Origin of the sequence: uncultured Corynebacterium sp., assembly GCF_902782855.1 — a bacterium.
Taxonomy (GTDB): Bacteria; Actinomycetota; Actinomycetes; order Mycobacteriales; family Mycobacteriaceae; genus Corynebacterium.
The window spans coordinates 20,360-34,185 of record NZ_CACZOO010000325.1 but is presented as its reverse complement, the minus strand read 5'-3'; the positions used below and the strand labels follow the sequence as shown (position 1 = coordinate 34,185).

Sequence of the window (13,826 nt, the reverse complement as noted above, 5' to 3'; positions counted from 1 at the left end):
CGGCCCACAACGGTCCCCTCCCCGGACGCGGGCTTTCCCGCTACACTTCCCCTCACGGATACTCCACCGGGCCGATCCTCGGCACGGGGCGGTGGAGACGGGGATATCACGAGGGGACCACCACTGTGACCGCTGTACTTCCGGCACCGACGCCGGCGACCGAACCACTCACCACCGACCACGACGATCTCACCGACGCACAACTCCTGCAACGTCACTGTGACGGCTGCCGGCGCGCCTACCGGGTCCTCATCACCCGCCATGAGCGGCTGTTGAGCTGGACCCTCCACCATCTGGGGATCGCACCGGAGCAGCACGCCGACATCCTCCAGGACGCGCTGCTCAAGGTCCACCGGCAGGCTGCGTCCTTCCGGGGCACCGGGGGAGCGGGGCCGTGGCTGCGCACCATCCTCACCAACACCGCACTGAGCCACCTGCGGGACACCGGCCGCCGCCGCGAGAACGTCGACACCGGCGACGACGGTCTGCTGGACCGCCTGCGTCACACACCCGACCCCCGGGTCGTGGACGCCACCCGCACCCTGCAACGGCTCATCCTCCGCGAAGCCGTCGACACGCTCCATCCCGGTCTCCGGGAGGCGGTGATCCTCTCCGACATCCACGGACTCTCCATGGCGGACGTCTCCACCCGGACCGGTGTGCCTGTCGGTACCGTGAAGTCCCGTCTCAGCCGGGCGCGTCGGCAGCTGCGCGACCGCCTCACCGCCGCCGGTGTCGCGCCTTCCGTCCGGGTTCCGCGCACAGCGGACACCCGGACCGCGCACCGCGGCGCAGCCTGACGGCACGCGGTCTATCATCGGACCCCATGAGCGAGAGCACCCCCACCCTGCACGACGTCATCATCATCGGCTCCGGCCCCGCCGGCTACACCGCGGCCGTCTACGCGGCCCGGGCAGAACTCAAGCCCCTCGTCTTCGAGGGCATGGACTTCGGGGGCCTGCTCATGCAGACCACCGAGGTGGAGAACTTCCCCGGCTTCCCGGAAGGCGTCATGGGCCCGGAACTCATGGAGAACATGCGCACCCAGGCCGAGCGTTTCGGCGCCGACCTGCGCATGGAGGACGTCGTCCGTGTCGAACTCGCCGGCGACGTGAAGAAGGTCTTCACCGACGACGGGGAGTTCCACGCCAGGACAGTCATCCTCGTCACCGGTGCGGCCCCCCGCTACCTCGGCGTCCCCGGCGAGGAGGAGCTGCTGGGTCACGGCGTGTCCGCCTGTGCCACCTGCGACGGCTTCTTCTTCAAGGACAAGCGGATCGCCGTCATCGGAGGCGGGGACTCCGCCATGGAGGAGGCGGACTTCCTCACCAGGTTCGGGGAGAAGGTCACGCTGATCCACCGCCGCGGCGAGTTCCGCGCGTCCGCCATCATGGAGGAGCGCGCCCGCCACAACCCGAAGATCGACATGATCATGAACGCCACCGTCGACGAGGTGCTGGGGGAGGGGACCGTCCGGGCCCTGCGACTCCGGGACACGGTCACCGGTGAAACCCGTGAGATTCCGATGGACGCCATGTTCGTCGCCATCGGCCACGATCCGCGCACCACCGTCTTCGAGGGACAGGTCGAGCTCCGGGACAACGGCTACGTGAAGGTCGCCGAGCCCTCCACCGCCACCTCGGTGCCCGGGGTCTTCGCCGCCGGTGACCTGGTGGACTCCCGGTACCAGCAGGCCATCACCGCGGCCGGTTCCGGTTGCCGTGCCGCGCTCGACGCCGAAGCATTCCTCGCCACCCTCTAGGGTCCACCGTGTGCACCGGCGCATGGGCCGGCGCGTGAACCGGCTGCCGCGTCGATGCCCGGTACCGCCCACTCCGCGGGTATCCTCGGAGTATCGTAGTCACTCCCGACACCTCAGGAGGATCCCCCATGACAGAAGCAGTGACCGTCACCCAGGACACCTTCCGCTCCTCCGTCATCGACGCCGACCGGCCGGTCATCGTCGACTTCTGGGCCAGCTGGTGCGGCCCGTGCAAGCAGATGGAACCCGTGCTCCGGGACATCGCCGAAGAGTACGACGGCCGTGCGACCGTCGCGACGGTGAACGTCGAGGAGGAGCGTCTCCTCGCCTCCATGTACCAGATCATGTCCATCCCCGCTCTTCTCGTCTTCGACGGTGGGAAGAAGGTCGCGGAGTTCCACGGTAAGCAGTCGAAGTCCCGGCTCACCGACGCTCTCGACGCCCTGGTCTGAGCGGCAGGGCAGCGCAGCAGTGTACGGCGAAGTGTACAAACTCGGTGACCGCGGGGCGCGTGTCGCCGAGGTCCGGGGCACCCTCGCGCGCCTCGGCTTCATCGACGGCTTCACCGGTGACGCCACCGGTGAGGCGAACCAGCAGTGGCGTCCCGAAGACGAGATCTTCGATGAGGACCTGGACTCCGCCCTGCGCGGTTTCCAGCAGCACCGTGGCATCGTCGCCGACGGACACATCACCGACGGCACCCTCCGGGCTCTCCGCGAGGCGTCCTATTCACTGGGCGCACGGGTACTGTCCCTGCAGGCACCCGGCCACTACATGGTCGGGGATGATGTCAACGAGCTGCAGGAACACCTCCACGACCTGGGGTTCTTCACCTCCCGGATCGACGGCCACTTCGGCCCGCTGACCCACGACGCGTTGGCGAACTACCAGCTGAACTCCGGGCTCACCCCTGACGGTGTCGTCGGCCCGGCGACGCTGCGGTCGCTGTCCTACCTGGGACGCCGCATCACCGGTGGTTCCCCCCAGGCGATCCGGGAACGGGAGCAGATCCGCGCCGCCGGCCCCCAGCTCACCGGCAAGCGGGTCGTCCTCGACCCCGGCTTCGGCGGCCGGGACACCGGTCGCGTCGTCCGCGGCCCCTACGGGGACATCGCGGAGGAGGAGATCCTCTGGGACCTCGCCACCCGTACCGAGGGGAGGATGATCGCCGCCGGGGTGGAGACCATTCTCTCCCACCCACGGACCGACAACCCGTCCAACATGGAGCGGGCGGTCATGGCCAACGCCTTCGGCGCCGACCTGATGATCTCGCTGCGCTGCGACTGGTACCCCAACGAGAAGGCGAGTGGGGCGGCGACGTTCTACTACGGTTCGGAGACCGGTGCGTCCTCGATGACCGGTGAACGTCTCGCCGGCATCATCCAGCGCGAGGTCACCGCGCGGACCCCACTGGGCGACAACCGGTCCCACGGACGCACCTGGGATGTGCTGCGCACGACGAAGATGCCCACTGTACAGCTCGACGCCGGTTACATCACCAACCCCGGTGACGTCACCGTGCTCACCGAACCGGACACCCGCGACGCCATCGCGGAGGCGCTCGTCGTGGCCGTCAAACGGCTCTACATGTTCGACAAGGACGTCGCGGAGACCGGCCAGTACTCCTTCACCGAGCTCCTCGCCGAGGAGGGCCGGCTCTGACCGTGCGCTAGCTAGCGTCCGCCGCCGAGCACCGTGGCGAGCGGACCGCGGTCGTTGAGCAGTTCGTGGGCGTCCGGCGCGAAGGCGGAGAAGAGGTTGGACCCGGTGTTGAGGTCCTTGCGGTAGCGGGGGAAACGGCGGTGCGGGCCGATGACGTAGAAGCCCTCCTGCTCGAGGATGTCCGCCGAGAGCACCGGAGCTGCCTCCAGCGCATTGTCCGGCCCCTCGGGGCGTTCCTCCCAGCCGTGATACCCCTCCGGGATGTACAGGTCGGTGGCTTCACCCGAGTCATTGCGTCCGAAGGCCTCCACGGCCTTCACACCACGGCGCTCGGCCTCGGTGAGCACCGTCTCTATGAGACTGTGCTCCAGGTACAGACCCATGTAGGGCTGGTCGACGAAGACCGTGGAGATGAGCACGGCATCGGAGGACGCCGGGCCGGAGGGCATCGCCGCTGCTCCCGGAAAGTGGGCCGAGGGGGCGAAGAAGACGGTGGCGGCGGGACGCTCCACCGAACCGGCGTCCCCGGTGGAGACGTAGGCGGTGTAGCCGCAGATGCCCCAGCGGTAGAGCACGGACTGCATCCACATCTGCTTGTCGAACTCCGGATCGTCCGGGTGTGTGCCGACCGGCAGCTCCCAGAAGGTGTCGCGGGAGGCCTGCTCCTCCAGCTGCGAGCCTCCGTCACGGCTCAACGCGCTGTACCTGATCTCCACCCGCACTCCTCATCGACCGTATGGTTCAGTCGGATTCTACCGTCTGGGTCTAGTCCCGTGGGAGCTTCAGCAGGTCGGTGATGCGCTCGAAGTCGTCTGCGTCGCCGAACTCGACCACGATCTTCCCCTTCTTCGCACCCATCTGCACGGTGACGCGGGTGTCGAGGGCGTCGGCGGCCGAGGACGCCCACTCGCGGACGATCTCCGGCTGTTCCCGGGGCTGACGCTTCTTCGGTTTCTCCTCCGCACCGTCACCGCGGTTGAGCAGCACCACGGCCTCCTCAGTGGCACGCACACTGAGCCCCTCGGCGACGATCCGTGCGGCGAGCACCTCCTGGGCCTGTGCCCCGGCCTTCACTCCGAGGATCGCCCGGGCATGACCCGCGCTGAGCACACCGGCAGCGACCTTGCGCTGCACCGGGACGGGCAACTGGAGCAGCCTGATCATGTTGGTGATCAGCGGGCGGGAGCGGCCGATCCGGCGGGCCAGTTCCGCCTGTGAGACGTCGAACTCCTCCAGCAGCTGCTGGTAGGCACTCGCCTCCTCCAGGGGGTTGAGCTGGACGCGGTGGATGTTCTCCAACAGCGCGTCGCGCAGCATGTCCTGGTCGTCGGTCTCCCGCACGATCGCGGGGATGACCTCGAGGCCGGCGAGTTCGGTGGCGCGCAGACGCCGCTCACCCATGATGAGTTCGAACGCGACCCCGGAACCCTGGGGGAGGGGGCGGACGACGACGGGCTGCAGGAGACCGAACTCACGGATCGAGTGGACCAGCTCGCCGAGTGCCTCCTCCTCGAAAACCTGGCGAGGGTTCTTCGGGTTGGTGCGGATCTCGCCGAGCGGGATCTCGCGGTAGGTGGCGCCGAACTCGTTGACGGCGGCGTCCTCCGCCGGGATCACGGGGGCGCTCACCGGATCATCCCCGGCGAGGCCGAGGGCTCCCAACGCCCCGCCAACCGCGGCGGTGTCCGCGCGACGGACGCGGCCCGTTCCGGCCGACTTCCGCTCCTTCGCCGCCGCCGACCTGGGGGACGGGCCGAGGATGACGTCTGCGGCACTGTCACCCAGCCGGGGACCCGAGGGCGCCGTGGGGATCAGGGCGGACAGACCACGGCCGAGGCCGCCACGGTGGGAGTCCATCTTCGGTAGCTGGGGATGGGCGGGCGTCCTCGTCCTCTTCTTCTCGGTCATGACCGCTCGGCCTCCAGTCGTAGCTCCGGCGCCACGCCGATCGGCGCGGTGCTCTCCGTCGGAAGGTAGTCCCCGCGGGCCGCGAACTCCACCGCCGCGTCAAAATAGGCCATTGCGCCGCGGGATCCCGGATCGTACTGCAGCACGGTCTGACTGTAGCCCGGCGCCTCGGAGACCTTCACGCTGCGCGGGATGAGGTTGTTGAGGACCACCGACCCGAAGTGGCCACGGACCTCCTGGGCGACCTGTTCAGCGAGTTTGGTGCGGGCGTCGTACATGGTCAGCAGCACCGCAGAGACATGTATCTGCGGGTTGAGGTGCATGCGGATCATGTTGATGTTGCTGAGCAGCTGTCCCACCCCCTCCAGGGCGTAGTACTCGCACTGGATGGGGATGAGCACCTCGGTGGCGGTGTTCATTGCGTTGATGGTCAACAGGCCGAGTGAGGGTGGACAGTCGATGAAGACGTAGTCGAAGCCGTACTCCTCGAGGAAGTTGTCGTTGAGGGCGTCGCGCAGCCGGTACTCGCGGCGAACCATCGAGACCAGTTCGATCTCGGCGCCGGCGAGGTCGATCGTGGCGGGGATGCAGTAGAGGTTGGAATTGTCCGCACTCTGCTGGATCGTCTCCTCCGCCTTGCTCTGGCCGATGAGCAGCTCGTAGCTGGACGGGGTACCCATCCGGTGCTCCGCGTTGCATGCGGTGGAGGCGTTCCCCTGGGGATCGAGGTCGATGACGAGGACCTTCATCCCGTGCAGTGCGAGAGTCCAGGCGAAGTTCACGGTCGAGGTGGTCTTTCCCACGCCACCCTTCTGGTTCGCCACGGTGATCCACCGCGTGCGCCCTGGCCGGGGGAGAGTCAGTTTCGAGGGATTCTGGATGATCGATGCCCGTCGTGCGGCTTCGGCGATCGGGGTCTCGTCCCAGTCTGCTGGACTCATGGAGTTCCTATCTCTTACATCTGCGTCGCGTCTGCTGCCCGCGATGACCTGTTTCACGTGAAACAAGGGCAGCGGTCCCCTCGGTTACCGACCCCAGCCTAGTCCCCGTCGGTCGCGGCGACAACGGCAGCCGGCACGGGTGGTTTCACGTGAAACCCCCGCCGGCGTAACGTCACCGCAGTCGCTCGACCTCTGCGACGAAGGTCGGCTGGTCGAGCACGCCCTCACCCACGGTGAGGACCCGTCCCGCCGAGCCGCCGGCCTTGCGGATGTCCACCGCGTCCCGCTCGAATTCCAGGGCCACACTGGATCCCTTGAGCGCACGGACGAACCCCCCCTTGCGCGCCAGCGGAAGAGACCACCCCATGAGACGCCCCACCGGAGCCACGGCGCGGGAGGTCACCACATCGGCACCTCCGACGGCCTTGACCGTGGACTTCTCCTCGGCACGCCCCCGGTACACCTCGACGGTGTCCAGCCCCAGGTCCTCGACGACCTCACTGAGGAAGGTCGCCCGGCGCAGCAGCGGTTCAACGAGCTGAACGCGCAGATCAGGGCGGGCGATCGCCAGTGGAATCCCCGGGAGGCCGGCACCGGAACCGACGTCCACCACGCGCACACCCTCGTCGATGACCTCACCGATCACCGCACTGTTGAGAATATGGCGGTCCCAGAGCCGACCGACCTCCCGGGGTCCGATGAGCCCGCGGACCACCCCGGCGTCCGCCAGCCACCCTGCGTAGCGCACAGCGAGGTCGAGGCGGTCACCGAAGACGCGGGCAGCAGACTCCGGGACGTCGGCGGATGGGGGGGAGGCAGGCTCAGTCACGTCGCCCATTCTAGCCGGTGGGTCCCGCTGACAGACGACACCCCCGGCGGTGACCTCGGTGGGCCACTCGATCCGGGGGTGTCGGTACGGTGCAGGCTACCGCTGCTCCGCACGGAACTGCATGAGCACCGCGAGACGCTTCTGCTTCTTCGCCCGCTTCTTCGTCTCCGGGTCAGCGAGCTGGGTCTCGATCTCGGCGATCGTGGCGTCCAGCTTCTCGGCGGTCATGGCGGCCGCCTCCGCCCGGTAGGTCTTCACCTGCTCCTCGGTCAGCGGCGGACCGGCCGGGGCATCGGCTGCGGTGAAGGGGTTCGCCGGGGTGGCGTGGCCGGCGTCCTGCGCGTCCTGCGCATCCCCGGTGTGCTCGAGAAGAGCGGTCGGGGCCGCCTGGCCGTGACCGTGGTCCCGGGGCTTCGTGCCGGGTTTCGGGGCGTTCGTCCGCTTCGCGGCGATCTTCGCCTCCTTCTCCTCGGCCTCCTCGCGGTCCATCCTCCGGTAGACGAGGATCTGCTGGATGAAGGTCCAGGTGGTGTTGGTCAGCATGTAGACGGCCAGACCGACGTGCCAGAAGAAGGCTCCGAGCAGGGACAGCACCGGCATGACCCACACCATGAGCTTCTGCATCATGGCCATCTGGGATTCCATCATGTCCTGCTGCGGGGTGGCCGCGCCCTTCTTCTGCGGCCGCTCGGCCTTCTTGCGGGCCTGTCGGGCCAGCGAGTGCTTCGCGTTGAAGTGCATGATGACTGCGGCGATGAGCATCATCGGGATGACCACGGCGATGATGTTCCCGCGGCTGAAGTCGATCGAGCCGTCATCGGTGAACGCACCGTAGGTGTCCTGCGGCATCGAGATGTAGGAGGACAATGGCGCGCCGAAGAGGCGGGCGTCCAGGAAGGACTGGACATCGTCGACGCTGAAGCCGTAGTTGGCGGTGTTCCGGGTCTCCTCGATGCTCATGCCGAGCTGGCCGTGGCCTGATCCGGTGCGGTTGAACGAGCGCAGCACGTGGAACAGGCCGATGAAGATCGGGATCTGCACCAGCATCGGCAGGCAGGACGCCAGCGGGTTGACGCCCATCTCCTTCTGGAGCTTGCGCATCTCCAGGGCCTGCTGCTGCTGGTCCTTGGCGTACTTGCGCTTGATCTCCTGCATCCGCGGCTGCATCTCCTGCATCTTTCGGCCGGAACGCAGCTGGTTGATCATAGGTTTGAGGAGCAGCAGACGAAGCGTGACCACCAGGAAGATGATGGACAGCGCCCAGGTGATGCCGGAATCCGGGTCGAGGATGAGGCCCCAGGCCTTATGCCAGAACCAGAGCACCCACGAGATGGGGTAGTAGATGAAATTGAGCACTGCTTGTGGACTCTCCTTGCGTGGACTGGTCGGTTGTCTGCGGACGCCGGGGGTACGGCGGTGGGTCCGGTGCTACCGCCGGTGACGCCGACTCCCCGCAGGCGGGACAGGATCCCAACCACCGGGGTGCCAGGGGCCGCATTTCGCCAACCGTACGACGCTGAGGACAAGACCCTTGACCACCCCGAATCTCGCGAAGGCAGTGAGGGCGTAGGCGCTGCACGACGGCGTGAAACGGCACGACGGCCCCAGTTTAAGGGGTGAAAGGTAGTTCTGGTAACCGAGGACGGCGCGTCGGAGGAGGCGGGCCCGCCCGGTGGACACGTCGCCGGCCCGACCGTCAGCCCGACCGTCAGCCCGACCGTCAGCCCGACCGTCAGCCGAGGAGGCGGCGGAGTGCATGTCGCACATCCCGCTCCAGCTCCCCGGAAGTGGCCGTCGCGGCGGCCGGCAGGGCCCGCAGCACGATCGACAGGTCGGGACGCAGCTGCGGCGCCAGGTCGGTGTCGTCGAGGATGCGCCCGGCGGTGTGTCTCAGTCGGCGGGACACGGCGTGTCTGGTCACGGCATTGCCCACCGCCTTCGAGACGACCAGGCCGACGCGCGGTCCCCCCACGGTCACTGTGAGTCCGGGGTACGGCGCCGGTCGTCCGGCACCGGGCCCCTCGAACTGCCCCTCATACACGTACACCACCGCAGTGCGGCTCCCTTTCTTCCTGCCCCGGCGCACCGTCTCCCCGAACAGGGAGGTGGCGCGGAGGCGGTGTTCTTCGGGAAGCACTGCGGTGGCGCTATTTCTGCCGCGAGGTGACTACGCGGTGAGGGACTTGCGGCCCTTGCTACGGCGCGCCGAGACGATGGCGCGGCCGGCGCGGGTGCGCATCCGGGTACGGAAGCCGTGCTTGTGGGCACGACGGCGGTTGTTCGGCTGGAAAGTACGCTTGCCCTTGGCCACGGTACTCACTCCTTATTCTGTCGTCCGCGGTCGGCGGGCCGCAGCGGGTACCGGTCCCCGTAGGGGGTCGGGTGCCGCGTTCCACTCGCCGACCACGGTTCTTGTGGTCATTGTTGGTGTGGTCGACGGCGGCGGGGGACCCCGCGCGGTGCCGACCGTCCGCCCCAGTCGTTCCGGGCGGGGGAGTGCCGGGAACGTCGGACCGGTGATCCGTCGTTCAGTGACACTCAGAGACGAGCGTCAATTTACAGGCTTGACCTCGCTGTGCAAAATCTGACACGCATGACAACCTTGTCATTTGTCCCGGGGACGTGGCACGCGCCCGCCCCGGGGGTGGCGACGGCTCACAGCTGGTTGGCAGACTTCGCCGCGCAGGTCAGCGAATTGTGGGGGTATGTCACACCGGTGCGACCCACAACCTGTGGACAACTTTTTCCGCCCCCGAACCGTAAAGGTGTAGTTTAGCCACCATATCCGCAGGTCAGGAAGTTATCCACAGTCATCTTGGGGTTGTCCACAGCGGTGGAGTAGCCTGTTGACAACAGCACAGGAAAAGTTATCCACAGGTGTGTACAAACCTGTGGATGCCCAGGCCACGCCACTACCGGGCTATCCACATCCCGGTGGGTTTCGCTCCGGTGAACCAGCGGTGTCCCTTGTGCACTGATCCGGTGTCCGGGGTGTGTCCCCCGACTCTGGAACGCCCGCCCCGGCGGCGGGTTACCCTTGCATTCTCCACTTCCCCTCCCACCCCGCAGCGAAAGGATCCGACCCGATGACCACAGCCGAGGACTTTCCCACTATCTGGGCGAACCTCGTCACACGTTGGGTCACGGCGGACGCGGCGTCCGCCGAGTTTCCCGAGATCGCGCCGCGCTCCCGTGCTCTGCTCCAGCAGCTCGACCCTGTGGTGCTGGTCAACGGCATCGCAGTGCTCACCGCGCCGTCCAAGTGGGTGCGTACGGAGACGGAGAAGAAGCTCAGCGGAGACATCATCGAGGTCCTGGAACGCGAGGTCGGGACCCCCGTCACACTCTCGTTCAGTGTGAAGGAACCAGCCCCCGAGATTCCGGTGGATCCTCCTGCTCCGGCACCGTCGGCGCCGGTCGCGGAGTCCCCCGACGACAGCACCGGGCGCCACCGGAACTCACAGTTCAGTGATCTCCCGGCCGTGCCGCCCGGACCCGTCCACACCCCGGACCTCTGGGAGAACATGGACGACGCAGCCTTCCCGCACCCCGGTTTTGCGGAACACGGTGCGGTCGACAGTTCTGCGGCTCCGGTGAACCCTGTGACCCCTGTCACCATGCCGACACCCCAGGCGGCCCCCACCGCAGCTTTCGCGGACCCGGGCCAGTTCGCCGAGCAGATCACGGTGACCACCGCCGCCACGGCCCCGGCCGCCGCCGCGACCCATGCGGACGACGAGAACCGGCTGAACCCGAAGTACACCTTCGACACCTTCGTCACCGGCCCGTCGAACCAGTTCCCCGCCGCAGCCTGCCGCGCCGTCGCGGAGAACCCGGGCAAGGCCTACAACCCGCTGTTCATCTACGGTCAGCCGGGGCTGGGAAAGACCCACCTGCTGCACGCCATCGGGCACTACGCCCGGGAGCTCAAACCGGAGATCCGGGTGCGGTACGTCTCCAGTGAAGAGATGACCAACGAGTTCATCAACGCGATCCAGGGTGGTCCGCTCGCCCTCGACCAGTTCAAGAGGAACTACCGGAACCTCGATCTCCTCATCGTCGACGACATCCAGTTCCTCCAGGGAAAGGAGTCGACCCAGGAGGAGTTCTTCCACACCTTCAATGCCCTCTACCAGGCGAATCACCAGATCGTACTGTCTTCGGACCGGCCGCCGTCCCAGCTGACCACGCTGGAGGACCGGCTGCGCACCCGCTTCGAAGGTGGCCTCACCACGGACGTCAAGACACCTGACCTCGAGACAAGGATGGCGATTCTCGCCAAGAAGTCCCTGCTCAACGGCGCTGCGGTGCCGAGGGACGTGCTGGAGTTCATCGCCAGCCGCAACGAATCGTCGATCCGTGAACTCGAGGGTGCCCTGACCCGGGTGGTGGCCTACTGTTCCATGACCGGTGAGCCGATCACCATCGCCGCAGCCGAGGTCGTGGTCAAGGACATCCTCCCGCAGGACGTGAAGATCACCCCGGAAATGGTCATCGAGGTCATCGCCGAGCACTTCACCGTCTCCCTCGACCAGCTCACCGGACCGTCGAAGGTCCGCAAGATCGTCACCGCCCGGCAGTTCGGCATGTTCCTCACCCGCGAGTACTGCGAGATGTCGACGACGAAGATCGGCGAGGTCTACGGCGGTCGTGACCACACCACCGTGATGCACGCAGAGAAGAAGATGCGCCGTGCGATCCAGGAGAACACCGCCATCTTCGAGCAGTTCCAGGAGCTGACGCAGAAGATCAAGTCCCGCGCGCGTCAGCGCTGACGGCCGGGAGGGGGCTGCCGGGGGCGGGGAGGGGGAGTCCGGCAGCGGTATCCACAATCTCCACAGGGTTATCCACAGCGATGTAATTACAAGACTGTGAGCGGTAGCCGGGCCGCCCTGCTCAGGCTCCCGCGGCCGCGGGACGTCCCCGGACATCCACCGCCCGTGGATAACTCCCCATCCCTTGTGGATAAATGACAAGAGTGTGTTTCCGCAGGAGGCCTTCCGCCGCAGAAGCACAACCGGAAACGCATTCCCGCAGGTCACAGCGGTGCAAAAGATGTGGACAAAGCATCGTTTCCGCGTGCACCACCCGGTGGACAGGCGGTGGACACCGGCGGTCGCCGCGAAGTTGTCCACAGATTCCCGAAGTTGTCCACAACCCCATGCGCCAGTGGCTCCACACCCCCACGACCGCCGCGAACAGCCGCGATCCGAGGTTGTCCACAGCGTCCACAACCCCTACTGCTACTGCTACCGATCTACCTGTAGTCCCTCAAGAGAAAAAGGGGGTGGGGACAACTGACGCCGGGAACCGGACGACTCAGACGACCCAGACGACGAACGCGGCAGAGAAAGCTACGGAGGAAGAACGGACCGGACCTCGCGGTGGTCCACCACTGTGGACTACTCTGGTGGCACAGAACGGGCAGTGAACCCGTGCCGGGAGCGTCGGGGGGAACCCCACGACGCCGGTGTTCGAATGATGTTCGAATCGATGACCTGCAGAAAGGTACGAACGAGTGACCACTGATCAGCTGGGGGACCAGCAGTCCGTCAGCTTCACCGTGGCCAAGGACGACTTCTCCTCGGCACTCGCATGGGTGGCACGCAGCCTCCCGAGCAAAGCCTCACAACCGATTCTGCGCGGTGTGCTCATCGAAGCCACCGAGGACGGTCTCCAGCTCTCCGGTTTCGACCGTGAGGTCTCCACCAAGGTCCGCGTCTCCGCGGATGTCGCGGAACCCGGACGCATCCTCGTCGCGGGTCGTCTGGCGTCCAACATCATCGGCGCCCTGGCTGACAAACCGGTGCGCATCGACTACGACGGCACCAAGGTGCTCGTCAACTGCGGCAGCTCCCACTTCGAGCTGCCCGCGATGACCATCGACGACTACCCCGTCCTCCCGGAGTTCCCGCAGATCGCCGGATCCCTCGACCCGTACCTCTTCGCCGAGGTCATCGGTCAGGTCGCCGTCGCCGCCGGTCGGGATGACACCCTGCCGATGCTCACCGGTATCCGGATGGAGATCGACGGAGAGCATGTCGTTCTCGCCGCCACCGACCGTTTCCGTCTCGCGGTGCGCACCGTCGACTGGGCACCGGCCCGCGCCGACATCTCCGCCGAGCTGCTCATCCCGGCCCGTACCCTGGCGGACACGGCCCGGTCACTGGACTCCTCCGGTGAACCGGTGGAGATCGCCCTGGACACGGACGGTGCCGCCGGTGGCGGGCGCCTGCTCGGCATCGCCACCGACGACCGTCGCTCCACCACCCGGCTCATCGACGCGGACTTCCCGAAGTTCCGCCCGCTGCTGCCGAAGCAGAACACGGCCCTGGCCACCGTGGAGATCACCCCACTGCTCGACGCCATCCGTCGCGTCTCCCTGGTCACAGAGGGAAACTCCCAGATCCGGATGGCCTTCGAGGACGGTGGCCTGACCATCTCCGGCGGTGGCTCCGACATCGGTGTCGCCGAGGAGCAGCTGCCCTGCGCCTTCGTCGGCGAGCCCCTGGTCATCGCCTTCAATCCCGGGTACCTCAAGGACGGGCTCAGTGCCATCCACACCGACCGCGTGGTCTTCGGCTTCACCCAGCCCTCCCGCCCCGCGATCCTGCTGCCGGAGCCCGAGAATCTGCCCGAGGCGGGGACCGACGGCACCTTCCCGACCCCGGAGACCCCCTTCACCTATCTGCTGATGCCGGTCCGTCTCCCGGGCTAGAGTCTG

Annotated in this window: 14 protein-coding genes; 6 read left to right on the top strand and 8 right to left on the bottom strand. The window is 67.1% G+C overall.

The window, feature by feature from the left end:
* Positions 1 to 125 precede the first annotated feature (125 nt).
* From QZV72_RS13245 to QZV72_RS13230, 4 genes are all read left to right on the top strand, one after another.
* Positions 126 to 800 carry an RNA polymerase sigma factor gene (locus QZV72_RS13245; protein WP_297009065.1) on the top strand — a complete coding sequence of 225 codons (675 nt, stop codon included), beginning with the start codon at positions 126 to 128 and terminating at the stop codon, positions 798 to 800.
* A gap of 26 nt (positions 801 to 826) precedes the next feature.
* Positions 827 to 1,762, top strand: coding sequence for a thioredoxin-disulfide reductase (gene trxB, locus QZV72_RS13240; RefSeq protein ID WP_297009064.1), 936 nt, complete (start codon positions 827 to 829; stop codon positions 1,760 to 1,762).
* A gap of 128 nt (positions 1,763 to 1,890) precedes the next feature.
* Entirely contained in the window at positions 1,891 to 2,214 is a 324-nt protein-coding gene (gene trxA, locus QZV72_RS13235) for a thioredoxin (protein ID WP_297009063.1), read from the top strand.
* Positions 2,215 to 2,233: 19 nt separating this feature from the next.
* Positions 2,234 to 3,424 (top strand): N-acetylmuramoyl-L-alanine amidase, encoded by a 1,191-nt coding sequence (locus tag QZV72_RS13230; RefSeq protein ID WP_297009062.1) that lies wholly within the window; start codon positions 2,234 to 2,236, stop codon positions 3,422 to 3,424.
* A gap of 11 nt (positions 3,425 to 3,435) precedes the next feature.
* Here the strand turns inward: QZV72_RS13230 and QZV72_RS13225 are convergent, their stop codons facing one another.
* From QZV72_RS13225 to rpmH, 8 genes are all read right to left on the bottom strand, one after another.
* Positions 3,436 to 4,140, bottom strand: coding sequence for a hypothetical protein (locus QZV72_RS13225; RefSeq protein WP_297009061.1), 705 nt, complete (start codon positions 4,138 to 4,140; stop codon positions 3,436 to 3,438).
* Between the two features lie 49 nt (positions 4,141 to 4,189).
* Positions 4,190 to 5,332: a ParB/RepB/Spo0J family partition protein gene (locus QZV72_RS13220; protein ID WP_297009060.1), complete on the bottom strand. Its 1,143-nt coding sequence runs from the start codon at positions 5,330 to 5,332 to the stop codon at positions 4,190 to 4,192.
* A complete protein-coding gene (locus QZV72_RS13215; protein ID WP_297009058.1) occupies positions 5,329 to 6,273 on the bottom strand; it encodes a ParA family protein in 945 nt (314 codons plus the stop codon). Before QZV72_RS13215 ends, QZV72_RS13220 begins: the two co-directional genes overlap by 4 nt.
* A gap of 172 nt (positions 6,274 to 6,445) precedes the next feature.
* On the bottom strand, positions 6,446 to 7,111 hold the full coding sequence (gene rsmG, locus QZV72_RS13210; RefSeq protein WP_297009056.1) for a 16S rRNA (guanine(527)-N(7))-methyltransferase RsmG: 666 nt from the start codon (positions 7,109 to 7,111) through the stop codon (positions 6,446 to 6,448).
* A gap of 87 nt (positions 7,112 to 7,198) precedes the next feature.
* Positions 7,199 to 8,458 (bottom strand): membrane protein insertase YidC, encoded by a 1,260-nt coding sequence (gene yidC, locus QZV72_RS13205; protein ID WP_297009054.1) that lies wholly within the window; start codon positions 8,456 to 8,458, stop codon positions 7,199 to 7,201.
* A gap of 72 nt (positions 8,459 to 8,530) precedes the next feature.
* A complete protein-coding gene (gene yidD, locus QZV72_RS13200; RefSeq protein WP_297009067.1) occupies positions 8,531 to 8,782 on the bottom strand; it encodes a membrane protein insertion efficiency factor YidD in 252 nt (83 codons plus the stop codon).
* 52 nt (positions 8,783 to 8,834) lie between these two features.
* On the bottom strand, positions 8,835 to 9,239 hold the full coding sequence (locus tag QZV72_RS13195) for a ribonuclease P protein component (protein ID WP_297009052.1): 405 nt from the start codon (positions 9,237 to 9,239) through the stop codon (positions 8,835 to 8,837).
* 30 nt (positions 9,240 to 9,269) lie between these two features.
* Positions 9,270 to 9,413, bottom strand: a complete 144-nt coding sequence (gene rpmH, locus QZV72_RS13190; RefSeq protein ID WP_014011503.1) for a 50S ribosomal protein L34 — start codon at positions 9,411 to 9,413, stop codon at positions 9,270 to 9,272.
* A 775-nt stretch (positions 9,414 to 10,188) separates the two neighbouring features.
* Here rpmH and dnaA point away from each other — a divergent pair.
* Both dnaA and dnaN read left to right on the top strand, forming a co-directional pair.
* Positions 10,189 to 11,877, top strand: coding sequence for a chromosomal replication initiator protein DnaA (gene dnaA / locus QZV72_RS13185; protein WP_297009044.1), 1,689 nt, complete (start codon positions 10,189 to 10,191; stop codon positions 11,875 to 11,877).
* A gap of 743 nt (positions 11,878 to 12,620) precedes the next feature.
* Positions 12,621 to 13,820 (top strand): DNA polymerase III subunit beta, encoded by a 1,200-nt coding sequence (gene dnaN, locus QZV72_RS13180; RefSeq protein WP_297009042.1) that lies wholly within the window; start codon positions 12,621 to 12,623, stop codon positions 13,818 to 13,820.
* The last annotated feature ends 6 nt before the right edge of the window (positions 13,821 to 13,826 follow it).

Excerpts from the sequence above, each read along its gene's own strand:
- trxB (WP_297009064.1), top strand. The coding sequence starts at position 827 with ATGAGCGAGAGCACCCCCACCCTGCACGACGTCATCATCATCGGCTCC.
- trxA (WP_297009063.1), top strand. The coding sequence starts at position 1,891 with ATGACAGAAGCAGTGACCGTCACCCAGGACACCTTCCGCTCCTCCGTC.
- QZV72_RS13220 (WP_297009060.1), bottom strand. The coding sequence starts at position 5,332 with ATGACCGAGAAGAAGAGGACGAGGACGCCCGCCCATCCCCAGCTACCG.
- QZV72_RS13215 (WP_297009058.1), bottom strand. The coding sequence starts at position 6,273 with ATGAGTCCAGCAGACTGGGACGAGACCCCGATCGCCGAAGCCGCACGA.
- rsmG (WP_297009056.1), bottom strand. The coding sequence starts at position 7,111 with ATGGGCGACGTGACTGAGCCTGCCTCCCCCCCATCCGCCGACGTCCCG.
- dnaA (WP_297009044.1), top strand. The coding sequence starts at position 10,189 with ATGACCACAGCCGAGGACTTTCCCACTATCTGGGCGAACCTCGTCACA.